Origin of the sequence: Sphingobacterium sp. UBA6645, assembly GCF_002455685.1 — a bacterium.
Classification (GTDB): domain Bacteria; phylum Bacteroidota; class Bacteroidia; order Sphingobacteriales; family Sphingobacteriaceae; genus Sphingobacterium; species Sphingobacterium hotanense.
Window position 1 is genome coordinate 1 of the sequence record NZ_DKLH01000006.1, and the last position, 19,092, is coordinate 19,092.

Below are 19,092 nucleotides of genomic sequence, written 5' to 3' on the forward strand. Positions count from 1 at the left end.
GAGTCAGGAGCGTTAAAACCATAAAATATCGACTTACTGCTTAAAACTCAAAAATGAAAACAGTAATGAAATCGCAAAAGCTATAAAACAGAAGAAGGTGCCTTTTTAGACACCTTCATCGATTGGTTCTTCCCATCTATAAAAGGACCAATCTTGCTAATATAAACCTATGTGTAAATCGAGGTACTAAAAAATAAATTTGGTACTCAAGAAGTTCGAAGTGCCGTCTTCAACGATTTTATTGATCAGCGCTTTATTCTCGGGTGTATCCTTGGTGGTTACTAAAGATCGAATGGAGAAAGAACGCAACGCATCGAAAACAGACAATGTCCCCTCCGCACTATCCTTCCTTCCGGTAAATGGAAATATATCCGGACCGCGCTGACATTGCGCATTGATATTCACCCTGCTCACCTGATTGACGAGTGGATCAATTAATGAACTAATCACTTCGGTTTTATTGCTAAATATGCTGACCTGCTGCCCGTGCGGCGATCCGATCAAATACTCGATCGGCTCTTCCAAATCATCAAAAGGAACGACAGGGATCACCGGACCGAATTGTTCTTCTCGATACAATTTCATCTTTTCGTTTACCGGATAAACGATTGCTGGATAAAAGAAAGACTCTAAGGTTTCCCCAGCATGAGGATTGATGAGTTTCGCCCCGTTGGCAAGCGCGTCATCCAAACATTCCTTTAAATAAGCAGGCTTTTGCGGTTCCGGTAATGGCGTTAAAACGACACCCTTCTCCCAAGGCATACCATATTTCAGTTTTTCGACTTCTTCCGATAGCTTATTTAAGAAAGCTGTTGCAATACTGCGATGCACATAGATAATCTTCAATGCTGTACAGCGTTGTCCATTAAACGAAAGCGACCCTAAAACCGTCTCTTTTACTGCCAAATCCAAATCAGCATCTTTACTGATGATGGCCGCATTCTTTGCATCCAGCCCCAAAATCGCTCGAAGACGATTGACTTTCGGATGCAATTTTTTGAGTTCATTCGCCACCCGACTTGAACCGATCAAGGTCAATACATTTATTTGCCCTGACTGCATCAACTGCGGCACAATGGTGTTTCCTCGGCCATAAATGGTATTGACTACGCCCTTAGGGAAACAACTTTGAAATGCCTCCAACAAAGGATAGTGCAACAAAGTTCCATGCTTAGGTGGCTTGAACAACAGGGTATTTCCCATAATCAATGCCGGGATAAGCGTTGTGAAGGTTTCATTCAAAGGATAGTTGAATGGCCCCATACAAAGAACCACACCTAAGGGCGATCGACGTATCTGTGCAATAATACCTTGCTCAATCTGAAAACGTGAATTATCTCTATCCAAGTCCTTAAGCGCATCGATCGTCGCATAGATATAATCGACTGTGCGGTCGAATTCTTTTTGCGAATCTGCGAAAGACTTTCCGATTTCCCACATGATCAGCTTCACGACGATATCGCGTTTCGCAATCATTTTTTTTGTGAATTGCTCCACACATGCAATTCGATCAGCAACACTCATCGTCGGCCATATTCCACGGCCGTTATCATAAGCCTTCACGGCTGCGTCGAGTGCTTCCATCGACTCCTTTTCGGTACAAACGGGATAACTACCGATACGCTTTCGTACCAATCCATCCTTGGTCTTGATACAGATAGGCGAGAATACCTCGCTGCTTTTGCCCGACCAAGCATGCATAGTACCATTGCTTAAAAACTCCCGCTGATGAATCTCTTCATCCAGGGCAAACTCGGCAGGAATGTCTTCCTCCCGATAAAATAAGTTCTCTAAATCGAGTTCCATTGAATTTGGTTTAGGTTGATTAAAATTTTGTAGTAGGTTTTAAAAATTAAAGTATTGCTTTGCGTTATGATAACAGATGTCTGAAACCAACTTTCCTACCCATTCTAAATCATTTGGCAGTTCGCCGTTTTCTATATCTTCAGCGAAAATATTACATAATAGACGACGGAAATACTCATGCCTAGGGAAAGACAGAAAGCTGCGAGAATCGGTCAACATACCTACCATACAGCTCAACAAGCCCATATTTGATAAGGCGTTGATTTGTTTGGTCATCCCATCTTTTTGATCCAAGAACCACCATGCAGAGCCAAACTGCATCTTTCCGCGCACCGACCCATCATTAAAGTTCCCGATCATCGTTGCAAACAACTCATTATCTGCCGGATTCAGATTATAGATAATTGTCTTGGCTAATTGATCTTTTGAGTCTAATTTATTGAAAAACTTTGACAGGGCTTTTCCCTGCACGAAATCACCGATGGAATCCCAACCGGTATCCGGTCCGTTCTGCTCTAACATACGAGCATTATTATTTCTTAATGCGCCTAAATGATATTGCTGCACCCAGCCCTTTTCATGATCCCACTGCGCAAAATACAGCAGCATAGCGGACTTAAACTTTATTATTTCATCCTCGCTCAACGATGAGTTTTGGCGAATTTTCGAAAAGATTTGATTAATCTCAGATTCCGTAAAATCTGCTGCATAAACTTGTTCCAAACCGTGGTCAGATATACTACCCCCGTTTTCAGCAAAATAATCATGACGCGCCTTTAGAGCATCTAAATAGCCTTGCAGATCGTCGATGGATACGTTTGCAACAGTTTCCAACTGATTGATGTAGGCATTCAACGCTTCCACATTTTCTGCCTGCATCGCTTTGTCAGGCCTAAATGCCGGAAGCATTCGGAAACTCTCCTGCTCTTTCGCAAATGCTTGATGATGTTCCAAATTATCCAACGGATCATCCGTCGTACACAACACTTCAACGTTCATCATCTTCAACAAGCCGCGGACTGAATGACTGGAATCCTTCAACTGCTCCGCTGTTTGATCGAAAATGCGATCTGCAGAATCAGCATTTAATTGTTCGGTAATACCGAAATATCGCTGCAATTCCAAATGCGTCCAATGATATAAGGGGTTTCGCATCGTATAGGGTACGGTTTCCGCCCATTTACGGAATTTCTCCCGATCCGAAGCATCCCCTGTTATATATTGCTCGTTGATACCGTGCGTTCGCATGGCGCGCCACTTATAGTGGTCGCCGTTTAACCATACCTGACTTAGATTTTCAAATTGCGTATTATTTGCAATCTGCTCTGGAATAAGATGATTGTGATAATCTATAATTCCTAGAGGCTTGGCGTATTCATGATAAAGCTTCTTCGCGGTTTCACTTTGAAGCAGAAAATCTTGATCTAAAAATGCTTTCATTGTTGTTGTTTTTATAAACTAACTCCACGTTTCCATGGAATAAAATCGTCTTGGTTTAACAGCACAGCTTTCGGAACAATCACTCCACTAGCTGCTTGTATACAATATTCTAATATCTCCTCACCCATTTGCTCAATGCTCTTCTCACCTTCGATTACCGGTCCGGTATTGATATCGATGATATCCGGCATCCGCTTTGCCAAAGCAGTATTCGATGAAACCTTGATCACTGGACACACTGCGTTGCCTGTAGGTGTTCCCAAGCCCGTTGTGAACAAGATCAATGTTGCCCCGGAAGCTGCTTTTCCAGTCGTTGCTTCCACATCGTTGCCCGGGGTACAGACCAAACTCAACCCTGCTTTTTGCGCTGGTTCCGTGTAATCCAGTACATCCACAATCGGCGCCGTCCCGCCTTTTTTCACCGCGCCCATACTCTTGATCGCATCAGTGATCAATCCGTCGCGGATATTACCCGGAGAGGGGTTCATATGAAAACCCGAGCCCACACGTTCGGCTGATTGGCTATAAGCCTGCATCAAACTGATAAATTTCTTCGCTGCATCAGGTTCTATCGTCCGGTCGATCAGATTCTGTTCAGCACCGCAGAGCTCAGGAAATTCTGCGAGCAATACCTTTCCGCCCAAAGCAACCAACAAGTCTGCAGCATAGCCCACAGCGGGATTTGCCGAGATGCCACTAAAACCGTCCGACCCTCCACATTTCACCCCTAAAACCAGCTTATCTAAGCTCACCTCTTCCCGTTCGACCTGATTGGCAGCGACTAGGCCTTGAAAAGTCTTTGCAATCGCCAAGCGTACCATTTCCTCTTCCGTATATCCTTCCTGATGCTCAAAACTGAACAACGGCTTATCGAAGTGTGGATTACGAACCTTGATCTCCTCTATAAGTTCCTTGAGTTGCAGATTTTGACAACCTAAACTTAGAATGGTGATACCAGCTACATTCGGATGATCGGCATAAGCCGCTAAGAGTTTCCCGAGTACAACAGCATCCTGTCGTGTACCACCGCAACCACCTTGATGGGTAAGGAATTTAATACCGTCGATATTCGGGAATAAACGATGCGTATCTGGTTTTGCTTGTGCTAACTCGTCGAAGGAAGCATTCATCAAAGCATCACCCTTCAGATAGGCCTCTTTCAACGCTTGCGTATAATTCCGAAATGGTGCACTAACGGAGTAGCCTAGCTCCGCATGCATAACCTCCTTAATAAGGTCGAGGTTTCGGTTTTCGCAAAAAACAGTAGGTATAAATAGCCAATAGTTTGCTGTCCCCACTCGCCCATCCGACCGCACATAACCTCTGAAGGTTCTATCTTTGAACCGGCCTACGTTAGGCGGCTGCCATTGATAGTCAAAGGCTCTGTAAGCGTATCCATCCGTTGCATGCTTTGTATTTTCGGTACTCATGCGTTCACCCGAAGAAACCGCGTATTGCGTTTTCCCAACCAACACTCCGTACATTAGGATTGACTCCCCAGCCGCCATATCACGCATAAAAAACTTATGCTTGGCGGGAATATCTTCTTTTAGTTTATAAGTCTCCCCTTGGAAAATGATAGATTCACCCTGTGATAAATCCTGTAATGCGACCAACACATTATCAAGTGGGTCCAATTGAATAATTCTTTGCTGCATGATCTTACTTTTCTTCAAATGCTTTTAAAAACCCGTTCTGTACGATAGCATGTTTGTCTCGCTGCACTTGTTCTGCAAAACCGGAGATATCCATCAAACTTGCTCCCCACAAATCCTGATCTTCCAATAATTTCACTAATCCCTCATGTCCCTGCTGACTATAGGCGTATAATTTCCCGGCTTGATCATCTTGAAGTGTGATACTTGAACCATAGGCGTCTTGTATATATTGTCCAGCGGATTCCTTGCTGCGCATAAAAAGTACATAGGCAGCAAAGCCTAAACTCATGCTCGACAAAGGGCATTCATCTCGTTCTTTGCTCTTCAAAAGTAATGGGACATTTCGCATCCGCATCTTTGTCGTATAGTTCAATGAAATGCTCTCCCAGCGATGTTCTAAGAAAGGGTTCGCGAAACGATCCAATACCTGACGGGCAAAACGTTCTAACTCTTCCTTATTTAAATCCGGGTCGTCCATACAGGAAATAATCTCTTCCGTCAGGCTCGACACAAATCGCCGAAAAGTATTATCCTCCATAGCTTCCTTCACCGTTTTAAATCCGGCGATTATTGCCGCAGCACAGCTGAAGGTATGCGTGCCATTCAGCAGGCGTAGCTTAATCTCTTTAAAGTTCTTGATAGAAGGTACCAAATGGACTGATGCATGCTGCTCAGCAAAGCTCAATTTATGAGCTGTTCGTTCATTATTACAACTGATAGCCCACAAATAATAGGGCTCGGCCATAATCATTAAGTCATCCTCGTAGCCTAATGTCTGCTGTGCCTTTGTCTGCTGTTCGGCATTTAGTTTCCCCGGTACAATGCGATCTACTAAGGTGTCGCAGAAGTCATTCGCCGTTTCCAACCAATTCAAAAAGTCCGCTTCTAGTCCCGAACGGTCGGCAGCCTCCAAAACAAACTGCTTTAGCTGCTTACCGTTATTGTCTATTAACTCTGTTGGCAGAATGACCATCCCTTTGGACGAATCTCCATTAAAGTGTTTGTAGCGACGGTAAAGATAGGCACATACCTTACCCGGAAAGGAAGATGGCGGCATCTCTTGAACCGTATCCGCGCTTGCCACAATCCCAACTTCAGTTGTATTGGAAATCAAGATTTGCATGTCCTCGTTCTCGGCGGATTTTAAAATTTCCTCCCATTGAGAGGAAGCTGCACATACTCTGGAAATTGCATTAATCAATACAAATTCTTCCCGAATTTCTCCGCCATCCAAACCGTTTATTGCCAACGTATAGAGATTATCTTGCTTTGCAAAGCTTTCTACGGCACCTGAGCCCGTTGACTGAACAACGAGAATGCGACCTTTGAATTCCCCCGCCTGATTTGCCTGATGGATAATAAAGTCCGGTAGCCCACGCAACAATACGCCAGTACCAAATTGTATTACCTTTTCCGGATAATCAAAGCTTTCAGCAGACGGCAGAATTACGTTTGCCGCATTCAGCTCGCTGATTATATTTTTACTTACTATCATATTGACATCCAATATTATTGTTTAATCTTTCTTTATCTGTTCTTTCAACCAGGAAACCAATTCCTGTGCTGCCTGAAAATTCTGAAATTCTGCAGGAAGCTTACGCCCGTCTACATACTCATTATATAGCCAGGGGTCACCGAGGGCAAAAACGGTTCCTTTACCATATTTTGTGGTCGCCATAACCACATCAGCCTGATGTTTTAGTAAGGCTTTTGCCGGAGCTTCCACAGAAATCGTACTCAGTTCCTTGACATAGATCTTCCTAGTCGTCTTGAAGACTTCATTTCCCGCAGGAATGATGATAGCACCTTCTTCGAAGTTCCTCCCCTTAACCCGATTCTTACTATCCAATTGAAACTGTAAACCGAACTTTTGCGCTAGCAAATTTGTTTTCTCCAATTCGCAATTACCCTGATCGTTCAATAGAAGTACCAACACGCCACCCTGCTTAACCCATTGTGCAATCTCATTCGCCTGCTGCTCATCCATGTAGTTTGGGCGCTCCGTTTCTTTTTCCGTATCCGGGTCTGCGATAATGTAGACTGATGCGTCTTTCAAGTTATGCTTTGTGCCCGCCGCGCGAAGGGTCTTTAGCTCAGCTCCCTGTTCTTCGAAAACCCTTCCTAGAAACGAAAACCCATTATTATCCTGCCCGTCCCATAGGTAATGATATGGGCGCATGGAGCCGTCTACAGCCTTCTTGTATTCGTTATTATAATAATTATCCAATACCACCTGAAAAGACTTTTGTTTACTATTCGCATGGAATGCTACCATTTCCGCTGAAGCCTGTAGAAAAGCTCCGACACCCTTTGGATCATTGGCAACGACTGGTTCGCTCATATAATAGTCGAAACTTCCGTCCCTATATTTTTTTCCACCTAGACCGGAAACTGCCACGACCTTGATTAGATCGACGCGATCATCGCCCGAAGGACGGACGAATTCATTTAATAAACCTTGATATGCTCGCTCCAGACTCTTTTGATAAGCTTTTGATATATAACCTTTACGAATCGACTTGGCCATAGCATAGACGAACATACTAGACGCAGAGGCTTCCACATAATTACCGGCTCGGCTTGGCAGATCAACGATATCATACCATACGCCTGTTTTAGGGTCCTGAACCTTGCGCACAGCCTCCATCGTCCGTTGAAGGATTGCAATAAGTTCCTTTCTTCTGGGATGATCTTGCGGAAAATAATCGAGTACATCGACTAAACCCATCGAAAACCAACCCATCCCTCTTGCCCAAAAGTGTGCGGAGGTACCTGTTTTCTGATTGGACCAGCGTTCTTTTTTAGATTCATCCCAACCATGGTACAACAAGCCGGTACGCGGATCCCTAGCATGATTTTCCATGTAGGTAAACTGGTTGACTGCATCTTCATAGATCTCCGGCAAACCCATAATTCCAGCGTATTGAACATAGAAAGGCTGTGCCATATAGAGACCATCCAACCACATTTGGTAGGGGTAAATTTTCTTATGCCAAAACCCACCTTCCTTGGTGCGTGGATGCGTCTTTAACTGATTAAATAGGGAATGACTAGCGTCTAGGTATTTCTTTTTCCCGGTTACTTCGTATAACATCAATAAGGTACGTCCGTTCTTGACATGATCTATATTATATTCATCGGCCCGATAATTACGAATATGCCCGTCCTCCATAACAAATCGATCCATCCATTGCTGTACGTAGTTAAAGTACTGTGCATCGGCAGTGTTTCTCCAAACCTCCGTGATTCCTTCTAGAACCACGCCCATATCATAAGTCCATTTTGGTCCCTTCACCGTATCCGTAAAACTATTGTCTTGAAATAATTTTTCCATCGCGGACCGCGCCATTTGCTCCGACAACGGCAAGGTTGCTAACGAGCTTGCGCGTTTCAAATCGCTTGCTAAAGCGATATGCTGTTCCCGAAGCGACTCCGCAACAATGTTCGCCAACTGCATAGCACCATTCTTATTAAGATGCGTATTATCTTCAACGCCGTTCGGATAATTTACGTGGCCCTTATCCAGATGTAAAAACAAATGTTTAGATGCCCCATCGCCAAGGCTCCTTAAAAGCTGTGACGTTTTTTTGGTCATATCGATATAGTCGACCCCTAAGCTATCAGCTACACGAATAACTGCATTGGGGTAATCCCCATGCGTTTCCAATAGTTGTCCATCTTTAAAATGGCGTCGAGCAATTGGTGTCATCAGAATAGGAATTCCTTTCTTCTCCCTGACCCCCTTTACGAACATGGCTAAATTAGCCTTATACTGAGGTATAAATAATTCCGGGTTAGGCTTTGTTATCTTTTGGTCGTTATGCCCAAACTGAATAAACACGTAATCGCCAGCTTGAATACCCCGATACACCGAATCCCAGCGTCCCTCCCTAATAAAGGATTGGGTACTCTTACCGTTCTTAGCGTGATTTTCTATGCGGATGTTCTCATTAAATAAATTGGCAAATGCTTCGCCCCAGCCGGTTTCCGGATGCTTATTCTCCGCCTTTATCGCCATCGTACTATCCCCCATCATCCAAATGGTTTTTTTCCGTTCCTGAACCAGAAAGCTACACATGCCGAAAATCAATATCGCAGTCAAAATCGAAAAAACAAATCTGTGTCGCATAGGTGAGATGTAAAAGGTCTATTTCTATTTTCTAAACTCAAGTTCCTAATTTATAATAGGGAATACTAGAAAAATGAACGCAAACGATGCCGACATCGTTTGCGTTCATAGCGTATTGAAAACCGAGTGAAAAAGATCTTCGAAATCTCTCAGAAAGCCAGACATCTCCCTGTCGTTACAAACGATTGCTATTCTATTCTTGTGAAATTTTACATAACTCAAACAATTATTCCTTTATAGGATAATTGCGAGATTCATAAATTTAAAGTATTGACTTTACCAATTAATGATCTACAAGTTGGTTTTTAGACTTTGATATTTAAAATATAGCAAAGAAACGGGATTTATACTTAATAATAATTTTTCATTAACTAATGATACATGAAATTAATCCCTACAAAATTATTACCTGTTATCTACAAATTTTTCAATAACGAATAATCTCTAAGAAATATTACAAGCTTTAAACGAATAGTCTATCTATTATTGCATTTAATCCCGCAATCACACTGATTATATTAAACAGCAATAAAATTTTATGTGCTCGAAGCTAAAATATGTTCAACCCATTATTGTTTGTATTACCGTAGAAATGGAAGAGTCTATCGGGACGAGCTCCGCTACGATCAATACCGGCAACACGGGTAATACGCCCAAGATTGAAGAATGGGAAAGCGCGCCAAATGGCAGTTATAAGAACTACGACATGTAGTTTCGAGCAATAAATAAAACACTAAAAAACAAAATCTATTAATAACGCCAATGAATAACCCTTCATTTCTATATGGACGCATCACTTTTTTGTTGACCTTTAAAGTCGCTTTCTTATTGTTATTAACGAGTTGTAAAAAATCAGGTTCCGATAGTAAAATAGAGGAGCCCTACGTAGCAAAAAATGAGACCGTGATCGTCTTCCCACTTGATGCGATAGAGGATATAGAACCTGTTGATCAAAATAGTGGCTCCGGAGAGCCAAAATCGTCAGGATCAAGTCGTGAACAACTAAAAAAAGTAACTGTACAAAGTGAGATCGTCAGCTTAGGTGACGTAGATGCAATGATGACCATTTCAGAGGAGCTGCCTAGTTCCTATCAGAAAGAAAAAAGGATTATAAGCACATCCTCAAATCGAGCGTCTTCTTCAGGTGGGATTACAGCAGCTGGAACAGCAACCGATCTAGCGCCAGGCACCACTTACCGCGTGGTACTTTATACGGCCGACGCAAGCGGAAATCAGGTCACCTACGTGGGACAGGCCGAAGGCAAGGTCGGAACTGCGGCGATATCCATTCCTGCAAATAGAAATACCAAATACCGTTGGTATGCTTATACGAACAATAATACTAGTCCTATTCCAGCCTTCAATCAAGCTACAGGTACCGTTCCAGTGGATCCGACAGGAAATAATCCAAGCACACGTAAGGATTTCGCCTATGCAACAGGAATCATCACCACTAATAATATAAAGGACGGTCAAAACTTAATTAACGGAATAGTCTTAGCGCGTAAAACATCACGAATTATTGTGGAAGTAAATTCTCGTGGACTGTTTGCACCTATTACGCACGCCAATGTAAAATTCAAAGACAATAGCGGAGTTGTATCCGGAAATTTCAGATTGAGCGATGCCACCTTGCAAAATATTTCTACAGCGATCGCTACTAAAAACGTATATGTTCATCATAACGCGGCTTATCAAGTCCCCTTAGATGTTGACACGGTGTTGGACGAGAATACCAAGCGAAGGTACACTTTCTACACCCCAACTGACGGAGCAACCTCACGCAGTTTGGTTGTATCCATTGACACATTGAAAATAACCAGTCAACGTTTGGCAGACGCTGATGGATCTATCGGATACGTTGAACGACACTTTTATGGTAAAACATTTGAATTCCCAACCTTTGTTGCTATGCCTGGAAAAAGCTATTTTGTTTCGATCAGACTGGTTGAGTCGGCCATAACTATAGGTGCAACAAAATGGGCAAGAAGTAATACCTGGAGGGATGCCAATGGTAAATTGACACCTGCGGAACTTTGGCAATATAAAATGCGTTACGACAATCCTCTATATAGAACGACAGCAGGCGTTCCGACAACGGATTATTTTACGAGTGATGTATATTCAATCGGATCGACAGGGAAGAATCTTTGTGAATTGATGTATCCGGAGGGCACTTGGGATTTACCGACGGTTGCGCAAGTGAATGAGTTAAGAAACTTAACGTCCAAAAATATAGGTGTAGAAGGCTCCAATTGGTATATGTACATTATCCCAACGACTACAGCCGAGGGCTATCCTGGTCATCCTCACGGAAATCTGATTTTTACCCCCGTCGGCTATAAATTATCCAGCAGTGCCAACACCATGGATTTTTATCCGAATAGCGCTTTCTGGTACACAAGTACAAAAGGTTATTGGAGAACAAAAACTCCCGGAACTTTTGCGACTTTGTCTTACAGCACTAATCAAGCCATGATACTGCAAAACCAAACGATGAGCTCAGCTCGCTTAGCTAGCGTTCGCTGCGTGAGAAAATAGACAATTAGATATATTAAAAAAGAGGCCAAACTTATAACATTGGCCCCTTTCTTTTTTCTCAATATTATTTATCCATTTCCATCAACCCCATAATCAAGGGTGCAGTCGCTTTAATATCGTTGGAACGAATTCGCTCATTAACATAGTAATCAAAACTTCCATCGCGATTTCCACTGCCGCCTAAACCAGCGACAGCATTACATTGATGTAAGTTCCAAGAGCCATCCTTGTCTTTTAGCAATAGCTTTTTTTGCAAGCCCGATAAAATTCCATCTGCGACCTTCCTGTATTCCGGCGCTATATATCCCCTGTTTACTGCCTTCGCAAAAGCATACAAAAACATGCTATTGACCGATGCTTCCTGGTAATTCTTGTCAACTTTCGGTTTATCCAACACTTGCCAAAAGAGTCCCTCATCGTCCTGATATCTTGGCAGGACCTCGGCAAGATCACGAATGATCTTTAATACATCTTCTCTTCGCGGATTATCATTGGGTAAGTCGTCTAACACGTCAACCAATGCCATAAACCACCAACCTATGCTTCGTCCCCAAAAACTAGGCGATTGACCTGTTACAGGATTGGCCCATGGTTGCACTTTCGCTGCATCCCAAGCATGATAATATAAGCCAGTTTTCGGATCGTATAAATGTTTTGCAGCCCCTAATATCTGGTTTAGCGCTTCATCATAATATTTTGGTTCATTTTTATACTTGGCGTAGGACGTCAAAAAGGGAGACGCCATGTATAGGCCGTCCAGCCAAACTTGATTCGGATAAATATCCTTATGCCAAAATAGCCCATCGGGAGTACGTGGTTGCTTCTTTAGCTGATCCATAAGTTTTTCTATTGCCAAAGCATATTTCTCCTTCTTTGTTTTCTCGTACAGGGAAAAAAGCAATTTCCCTGGATTGATAAAATCCAGATGGAAGTCCTCCGGCTTGTATAAATAGATTTCGCCCTTATTATCAATGAGACTATCCATCCACATTTCTACATAATTGAAGTAAACTTCGTTCTTCGTTTTCTCATACAGTTTATAAAAGGCAAGTGCACCTAAGCCTTGGGAATACGCAAAATAAAGTCGCTTGCCGTGATCTAATTGCCACAATTCGGGGAAACGTTTCATCTCTGACTGTGCAACTTGCTCATATAGCGGCATATTCGATTTTTGTGCCGATACCTGAAGAAAAGGAATCAGTAATAAGCAGGTTATCAAGCTGCTTATTAATAATTCCCGTTTTATGGTAAGTGTCATTTTCATCAAACTTTAGTACAGCGGATGCTGTTGTCCTTGCAATCCTGGATTTGCATCCATGGTCGCAGTACTCAACGGCAACAGTTCTACTTTATTCTTTTCTAACCCTCTGAATATATTTTGTACCCAAGTAGCATTTGCCGTTAATGCATTAGCGTAAAATGCTGAATTGGCGCTATACATATCAAGCAGCGTATATTTCTTTGCCGCAAGGTCTGCCTTTTTTGCTGCATCGGGCTCCGTCACAAATCCTTCGAAAGCTAAAGCAACCGCCGGATCGTTGAAGACTTTAGCTGCAGTTTTTAAATAAGCGCGGAATCTAGGTACCGACGCGTACTTGCCGCTGTGGTTTGCAAGATCCATTAAGTCCATTTTCGCAGCCGTAAGTTTTTCCGTCAGCACGCCCCAGCGAATCAGATCGGTTCGTCTCCATCCTTCGAATCCCAATTCGAGTTTGCGCTCCTGAATAATAGCATCCAAGAAAGATTGGTAATCGGATGGCGTCTGCCCTATCTTGCTGCGATCCTGATTGAATGCTCGCAAGCGTACTTTTTCATACATCTCTTTCGCAACCGGCGTTGGACCATTTGCTAATTCATTTTCCGCTTCCGCATACATCAGCAGGACATCTGCATAACGTAAGTGTATCCAGTTGATATCGCGTTGTGCTGCCGAAACACCAACATCTCCCTTCCAGTTTACACGAAATTTGCCAATGCTATTGCTTGCATAGGTATTCATTTGGTGCAAGCTATCAGCACTTAAGGAATAATTCGCAATCGTTACATCTCGGCGGGTATCGCCTTCAGCAAACTCAAAATAATAAGTCGGAAATGCCGCCATGGCTGGCTGCGATTTGTTATAGAATGAATTGGTATGTGCGAAGATGCCATTGGTATAACCTAATCGCAGCTCGTTCCTATCGGCAGTCTTTTGCCCGTATTCATACATACTCTCATTATTGTATCTTCCGTTTACTAAATCTCTGAAAATGCTCTCGTAGCTAACCAGCGTATTTTCGCCACGATCGACAATAGCTTTACAAGCATCGCGCGCTATAGTGTAAAGTTCTTGGATGCGATTCGCATCCGTGCGTTTTGCTAATTTCACTGAAGAAGCCGCATAGGAGTTCAAGTCCCAACGCAAGGAATATCCAGCCCCATAAAGAGCAACCCTAGCCAACAACCCATATGCAGCATTCTTAGAAATACGCTCTACAGGCAGACCAGACTCCCCTTTCCAAGGCAAGAGGCTAATCGCCTTCTGCAAATCATCAACACAGCCGTCAATAATGGTATCGCGGCTAACACGCGACGATGAAAAGTTCGGCATATCTACCACAGGGATCGTCGGGTAAGGGGCGTCGCCAAAATATCGAACGACATTGAGCATATTGCTCGCGCGAATGGCGTACGCTTCACCGAGGATGCCGTCTAATTTCTTTTTTGTCGCTTCATCTGATACCGACATCAAAGGGATATTTTTGATCAATACATTCGCTTGCTCAACGCCTGCGTACATCGCACTATAAGTGGAGTTGGGCGCGATAGCCGGACTATATACATAATTCGACACTTGATTCTTTGAGTTTGTCTCGCCCTCTGTTGAAATACATTCGTCAGTACCCATTCCGAATTGATAAAATAATTCGGCATTGAAAGTACTGGTATAGGCTCCTAATATGGCCATTTCGACCTTCCCTGGATCTTCAAAAATCGTTGAGCTATCGAAGTCCTTTTCTGATGGCAATTCCAGGAAATCCTTACAAGAACTACTACTAAGAGCAATCGCAAGTCCTAATATGATGGATATTTTTTTCATGATGATATTCATTAGAATGATAGATTCAATCCCGCAACCACACTCTTTGTTCTCGGATAAGCCGAGTTATCGACGCCACGGGTCAGCAAGGATCCGCTAGCAGCAACTTCGGGGTCATATCCCGAATAATTGGTGAACGTATGGATGTTATTCAGCGTTAGATACACACGAAGGCGTTGAATCTTGGCTTGTTGAGTTAAAGTTTTTGGCAGCGTGTATCCTAGCGTAATGTTATTTATACGCAAAAAGGACGCGTCTTCCAGATAATAATCTATAGGATCGGAAATCGCAATATTGTTCGGCGAGTTTAAGCTCCAAATCTGTCTTTCGTCGGCCTGATTTGGATTCAATTCTGCTAGGCGATTTAAATCTTTCGTTTCCAATCCTGTATTTGGGTCGATCAGTGTGAATCGATTGTTCATGATACCCATAGAATTTTGGTTCGGCAAATATGGCCCCATAAAACGTTGGGTATTCATATTGAACACTTGGTGCCCATAGGCAAAATTCAAGAAAATACTTAAATCGAAACTTTTATAAGCGAACTCATTATTTAATCCGCCAAAGAATTTAGGCTCTGCCCTTCCGATTTCTGTACGATCATCTGCTGACCAAACTGGATTGCCGTTAGCATCGGTTTGACCAGCAGTAGGTAGATACTTAACATCTCCCGGTTTGATGCTCGCTCGGTTCTTTCCTTTTAATGAGGCAACACCGTCTTTCAGTTTATACGAACCATCGGCTTGTTGATCGAAATCGTCGGTGGTATATACGCCGTCATAACGATATCCGTAGAATGTGCTAACAGGTCCTCCAACCTCCGTCAAGAAACTAACTCTAGATTCATAAGAAGTAATCATACGATCCGTTCCGGCGCTTCCGAATAAACTGGTTACTTTGGAACGGTTGAACGTCATGTTGAGGCTGCTTCTCCATTGAAAGTCATCTTTCTTGATATTGACGCTGGATAAACTCAATTCGACACCTCGGTTCTGCAATGCTGCGACGTTTTGAAATTGCTTACTGTAGCCTGTCGAAGTTGGAATATTGGCTTCCAGTAACAGGTTTTTTGATTCGTTCTGATAGACATCAGCCGTGAACATCAAACGGTTGTTGAAGAAAATTGCATCTAAAGCTAGGTTTGTTGTTTGGGTCTTCTCCCATCGTAAATTGGGATTTCCCAAGGTGCCAGATGGTTTAACACCTACCAACACGGAATTATCCATTGCAACGACCGTAGATCCGTAGAGAGTTGCATAGCGCGTACTGCCAATGCGATCATTACCTGTCGTACCGTATCCTACTCTCAGTTTTAACTGATTGATGAATGTTTGATCTTTCATAAAACTTTCGTTGTGTATGTTCCATGCGGCAGATGCCGAGGGAAATGCTCCCCATTTGTTCCCTGTATTGAAAGTTGAAACTCCATCTGAGCGCACTGTACCAGTGACTAGGAATCGATCATCGAAATTATAGATTGCGCGGAAGAAGCCGGACACTAGACCATAGCGACTTGCGTCAGACTCGCCACGCTCGGTGCGTCCCGCTAAACTGACATCTTTTAATCCAAAGTTGCTTTCCGGGAATTCGTAATAGCTATGACCCAATCCTTGGCTTTCCTCATAACGAACTTCATGACCTGCCAATAGGTTCAAATGATGCTTGCCTAAATCTTTTAACCAGGACACCGTATTTGTCCACTGCCATTCATAACCTTCCGCATTGCGGATGGAGCCATACGGTCCGCGATTATTACGAGCATTCATTGTTCGTCCGTCATCCCAGAAATCATTTCTTGTTTGTTCCCATTGATAAGTTCCTGAGCTACGGAAAGTGAAGTCTTGCAAGAATTTAATGCTCACACCAGCATTTACATTCGCTAAGCGCGCCGCTCTCAAGCGATTCAATGCATCATTCATAATAATAGGGTTATAAACGTCATATTGCGAGTTTATAGCCTGCAATTCCTCTGCGATGTCAGAGTAAAGAAGTTCTTCATCGGTAAAACGGACACCACCGGTTGCTGGTTGTAAGATTGACATCTTCAACATCCCTCCTAAAGAACCACCGCCTTCGGTCTGTGCATCTTGTAACATAGAGCTGAAATTCAATTGAATAGCTTTATTCAATTGATGGTCTACCTTCGCTCTTACGCTATTCCGTTTGAAGCCAGATTTTGCAAGAATACCGTCCTGCCCAGTATGATTGTAAGAAACCATAAACTTGGTTTTCTCATTTCCGCCAGACAAATTGAGGTTGTGGTTCTGCAATACGGCTTGACCGCCAAAGACCTCATCCTGCCAGTCGATGCCAGCACGGTTTGCATAGTCACTGTGAATGCGTTGATATGCTGTCGATGCAAAATCCGGGGCTGCAGGGTCGCCACCATACATCTGTGCGTAGGCGCGTTGATTCCCCCCCAAGGTCTGAAATTCATATTGATATTTGACATAGTCTTCCACAGATAGCAGATCCAGCTTTTTGCTCAGACCTTCAAAACTTGCATAACCGTTATAATCCAGCGAAGTACGGCCGGCAGCACCAGACTTTGTGCTGATTAAGACCACTCCATTTGCACCGCGGGCACCATAGATTGCTGTTGCCGACGCATCCTTGAGGATATCGATATTCTCGATATCTTGTATATCGATTTTTGTTAGAGCGTCATCCATAACAAAGCCGTCGACGACATAAAGCGGCGAGGTAGAACCTGTAATCGATGTACCACCACGAACAAGGATATTCACCCCTGCACCAGGTGCACCACTTTGTGTGACCACGTTCACCCCAGCAATCTTTCCGGTAATCGCCTGGGCTGCCGTTGTCACAGGTATTTGCTGTATTTCCGTACCTTTAATCGAACCCACGGCACCTGTTAAGTCTTTTTTACGACTCGTTCCATAACCAATGACCACGACCTCGTCGAGGTTCTGTTCATCAGAGGTAAGTTGAATCCGAATGTTTGCGGTTGAGGCAACGGTATATTCCCTAGATTCAAATCCTACATAAGAAATCTGTAGAACATCTCCGGTTTGGGCCGCTATTTCAAATTTACCTGTAGCATCAGTTTGCGCACTAGCTTGCTTTCCTTTCACCTGAACGCTCGCCCCCTGTATGGGGTTGTTCTGATCATCCAAGATATGTCCCTGCAAGGTACTCTGCTGCGCATACGCAGTCGAGAACAGCAACATGAGGAACATCAAAGACAAGCCCAGGAACTTGGACAGTCTTTGATTGGTCGACTTATATTTCATATTGTTTGTAATTTTTGGTTAGTTATTCTTTTCTTTTCAATAGGTTTTATTTCTCTAGAAGTCGATGTATTTCGGTTCCAGCTAATAGGACGCAGCCTAAACCGTAATCTTCGAAATCTGGCATTTTATGTTTCAAGACGGGTTGTCCATCTTTTGGTTCTTTACCGGTCGATTGTACATAGCTCAAGAAACCATTGGGCTGAATAGACTCCTTGCTAATAGCCATCCAACCTTTTTCAATGGTAGGAAGGAATGTGCTTTTATCTAATATTCCCTCATTTACTCCCCAAGTCATTCCATAAACAAAGAGTGCTGTACCACTAGCCTCTTTGCCCCCATAATGATTTGGATCATGGAGACTCACATTCCAAAAGCCATCTTTTCGCTGCAACGGAGCAACTGCAGTTGCCAAATCAATAAAATCTTGCTTGTATTCGGCATAATGCGGGTCTGATTTTGGTAGCTCTTTCAGAACTAAAGCCAATGCCGCCAACACCCATCCGTTTCCTCGAGACCAATAGCAGTCCTCCCCATTCGGTTCTTTATAAGGGGGCAGAAAGTCCTTATCACGCCACCAGATTTTATCTTCTGGATTATATAAACCCCTACCTCCCTCTACGTACTTAATGTGATGATACATTTTGTACATGGCGTCGAAATATTTGCTGTCTTTATAGGTCACCCCAAGTTTGACGAAAATCGGCATCGCCATTTGAATAGCATCTATCCAGGTCCAATCAGTATATTTATCACTACGTATTATGGAGTCAATATTTTCCTTAATCGCGGCAATCCGCTCAGGCTTTGGATCTAGGCGATAAAGATCGATATAGGTCATGCCGCAATTCTGGTTATCAGCATGTCTTGTATATACTTCGCCTCTCACAGGTTTCCAATCATGTTTTTCGCCCCAAGTCACCGCATAATCGTAATATGCTTTTTGAGGATCCATGCTATACAACGCCATTAATCCTTCGTAATAAACACCACGCGTCCAGATATTTGCTGCACGCTCTTTATTGGTGACAATTCGCTTATGCGGGTCTGGCCATTTCTTCATGAAATAGCTATTCGCGGTACGCATTTGCGCTAATACTTTTTTCTTTGTTGTAAAGGTTTGTGCACTGGCGCTCAGGCTCAATAAGCCTATCATACAAGCGCTAATAATCAAGTTCTTCTTCATTT

Annotated in this window: 11 protein-coding genes; 2 read left to right on the forward strand and 9 right to left on the reverse strand. The window is 43.2% G+C overall.

What is annotated here, in order from left to right; genetic code table 11:
• Positions 1–186: 186 nt before the first annotated feature.
• The 5 genes from B2400_RS00930 to B2400_RS00950 are packed head-to-tail and all read right to left on the reverse strand — an operon-like array spanning position 187 to position 9,033.
• Positions 187–1,806: an NADP-dependent glyceraldehyde-3-phosphate dehydrogenase gene (locus B2400_RS00930; RefSeq protein ID WP_293930220.1), complete on the reverse strand. Its 1,620-nt coding sequence runs from the start codon at positions 1,804–1,806 to the stop codon at positions 187–189.
• A 39-nt stretch (positions 1,807–1,845) separates the two neighbouring features.
• Positions 1,846–3,246, reverse strand: coding sequence for a glucuronate isomerase (gene uxaC / locus B2400_RS00935; RefSeq protein WP_286651502.1), 1,401 nt, complete (start codon positions 3,244–3,246; stop codon positions 1,846–1,848).
• A gap of 11 nt (positions 3,247–3,257) precedes the next feature.
• Complete coding sequence (locus B2400_RS00940) at positions 3,258–4,904, reverse strand: UxaA family hydrolase (RefSeq protein WP_286651501.1); 1,647 nt, start codon at positions 4,902–4,904, stop codon at positions 3,258–3,260.
• Between the two features lie 4 nt (positions 4,905–4,908).
• Positions 4,909–6,399, reverse strand: a complete 1,491-nt coding sequence (locus tag B2400_RS00945) for a tagaturonate reductase (protein ID WP_286651500.1) — start codon at positions 6,397–6,399, stop codon at positions 4,909–4,911.
• A gap of 21 nt (positions 6,400–6,420) precedes the next feature.
• On the reverse strand, positions 6,421–9,033 hold the full coding sequence (locus tag B2400_RS00950; RefSeq protein ID WP_286651499.1) for a glycoside hydrolase family 88 protein: 2,613 nt from the start codon (positions 9,031–9,033) through the stop codon (positions 6,421–6,423).
• Between the two features lie 538 nt (positions 9,034–9,571).
• Here B2400_RS00950 and B2400_RS00955 point away from each other — a divergent pair.
• Together B2400_RS00955 and B2400_RS00960 are read left to right on the forward strand one after the other, a co-directional pair.
• Positions 9,572–9,745: a hypothetical protein gene (locus B2400_RS00955; RefSeq protein WP_187773999.1), complete on the forward strand. Its 174-nt coding sequence runs from the start codon at positions 9,572–9,574 to the stop codon at positions 9,743–9,745.
• 50 nt (positions 9,746–9,795) lie between these two features.
• On the forward strand, positions 9,796–11,574 hold the full coding sequence (locus B2400_RS00960; RefSeq protein WP_286651498.1) for a hypothetical protein: 1,779 nt from the start codon (positions 9,796–9,798) through the stop codon (positions 11,572–11,574).
• A gap of 64 nt (positions 11,575–11,638) precedes the next feature.
• Here B2400_RS00960 and B2400_RS00965 read toward each other — a convergent pair whose 3' ends face one another.
• Genes B2400_RS00965 through B2400_RS00980 form a run of 4 tightly spaced genes read right to left on the reverse strand, consistent with a single transcriptional unit; the run spans position 11,639 to position 19,090 of the window.
• Positions 11,639–12,838: a glycoside hydrolase family 88/105 protein gene (locus B2400_RS00965; protein ID WP_246172513.1), complete on the reverse strand. Its 1,200-nt coding sequence runs from the start codon at positions 12,836–12,838 to the stop codon at positions 11,639–11,641.
• Positions 12,839–12,844: 6 nt separating this feature from the next.
• Positions 12,845–14,653, reverse strand: a complete 1,809-nt coding sequence (locus B2400_RS00970; RefSeq protein WP_149525495.1) for a RagB/SusD family nutrient uptake outer membrane protein — start codon at positions 14,651–14,653, stop codon at positions 12,845–12,847.
• A gap of 11 nt (positions 14,654–14,664) precedes the next feature.
• Positions 14,665–17,907, reverse strand: a complete 3,243-nt coding sequence (locus B2400_RS00975; protein ID WP_286651497.1) for a SusC/RagA family TonB-linked outer membrane protein — start codon at positions 17,905–17,907, stop codon at positions 14,665–14,667.
• Between the two features lie 46 nt (positions 17,908–17,953).
• A complete protein-coding gene (locus B2400_RS00980; RefSeq protein ID WP_149525494.1) occupies positions 17,954–19,090 on the reverse strand; it encodes a glycoside hydrolase family 88 protein in 1,137 nt (378 codons plus the stop codon).
• Positions 19,091–19,092: the final 2 nt, after the last annotated feature.

What these genes read in the sequence shown, in the direction of transcription:
- B2400_RS00930 (WP_293930220.1), bottom strand. Translation starts at nt 1,806, where the DNA reads ATGGAACTCGATTTAGAGAACTTATTTTATCGGGAGGAAGACATTCCT.
- uxaC (WP_286651502.1), bottom strand. Translation starts at nt 3,246, where the DNA reads ATGAAAGCATTTTTAGATCAAGATTTTCTGCTTCAAAGTGAAACCGCG.
- B2400_RS00940 (WP_286651501.1), bottom strand. Translation starts at nt 4,904, where the DNA reads ATGCAGCAAAGAATTATTCAATTGGACCCACTTGATAATGTGTTGGTC.
- B2400_RS00945 (WP_286651500.1), bottom strand. Translation starts at nt 6,399, where the DNA reads ATGATAGTAAGTAAAAATATAATCAGCGAGCTGAATGCGGCAAACGTA.
- B2400_RS00950 (WP_286651499.1), bottom strand. Translation starts at nt 9,033, where the DNA reads ATGCGACACAGATTTGTTTTTTCGATTTTGACTGCGATATTGATTTTC.
- B2400_RS00955 (WP_187773999.1), top strand. Translation starts at nt 9,572, where the DNA reads ATGTGCTCGAAGCTAAAATATGTTCAACCCATTATTGTTTGTATTACC.
- B2400_RS00960 (WP_286651498.1), top strand. Translation starts at nt 9,796, where the DNA reads ATGAATAACCCTTCATTTCTATATGGACGCATCACTTTTTTGTTGACC.
- B2400_RS00965 (WP_246172513.1), bottom strand. Translation starts at nt 12,838, where the DNA reads ATGAAAATGACACTTACCATAAAACGGGAATTATTAATAAGCAGCTTG.
- B2400_RS00970 (WP_149525495.1), bottom strand. Translation starts at nt 14,653, where the DNA reads ATGAAAAAAATATCCATCATATTAGGACTTGCGATTGCTCTTAGTAGT.
- B2400_RS00975 (WP_286651497.1), bottom strand. Translation starts at nt 17,907, where the DNA reads ATGAAATATAAGTCGACCAATCAAAGACTGTCCAAGTTCCTGGGCTTG.
- B2400_RS00980 (WP_149525494.1), bottom strand. Translation starts at nt 19,090, where the DNA reads ATGAAGAAGAACTTGATTATTAGCGCTTGTATGATAGGCTTATTGAGC.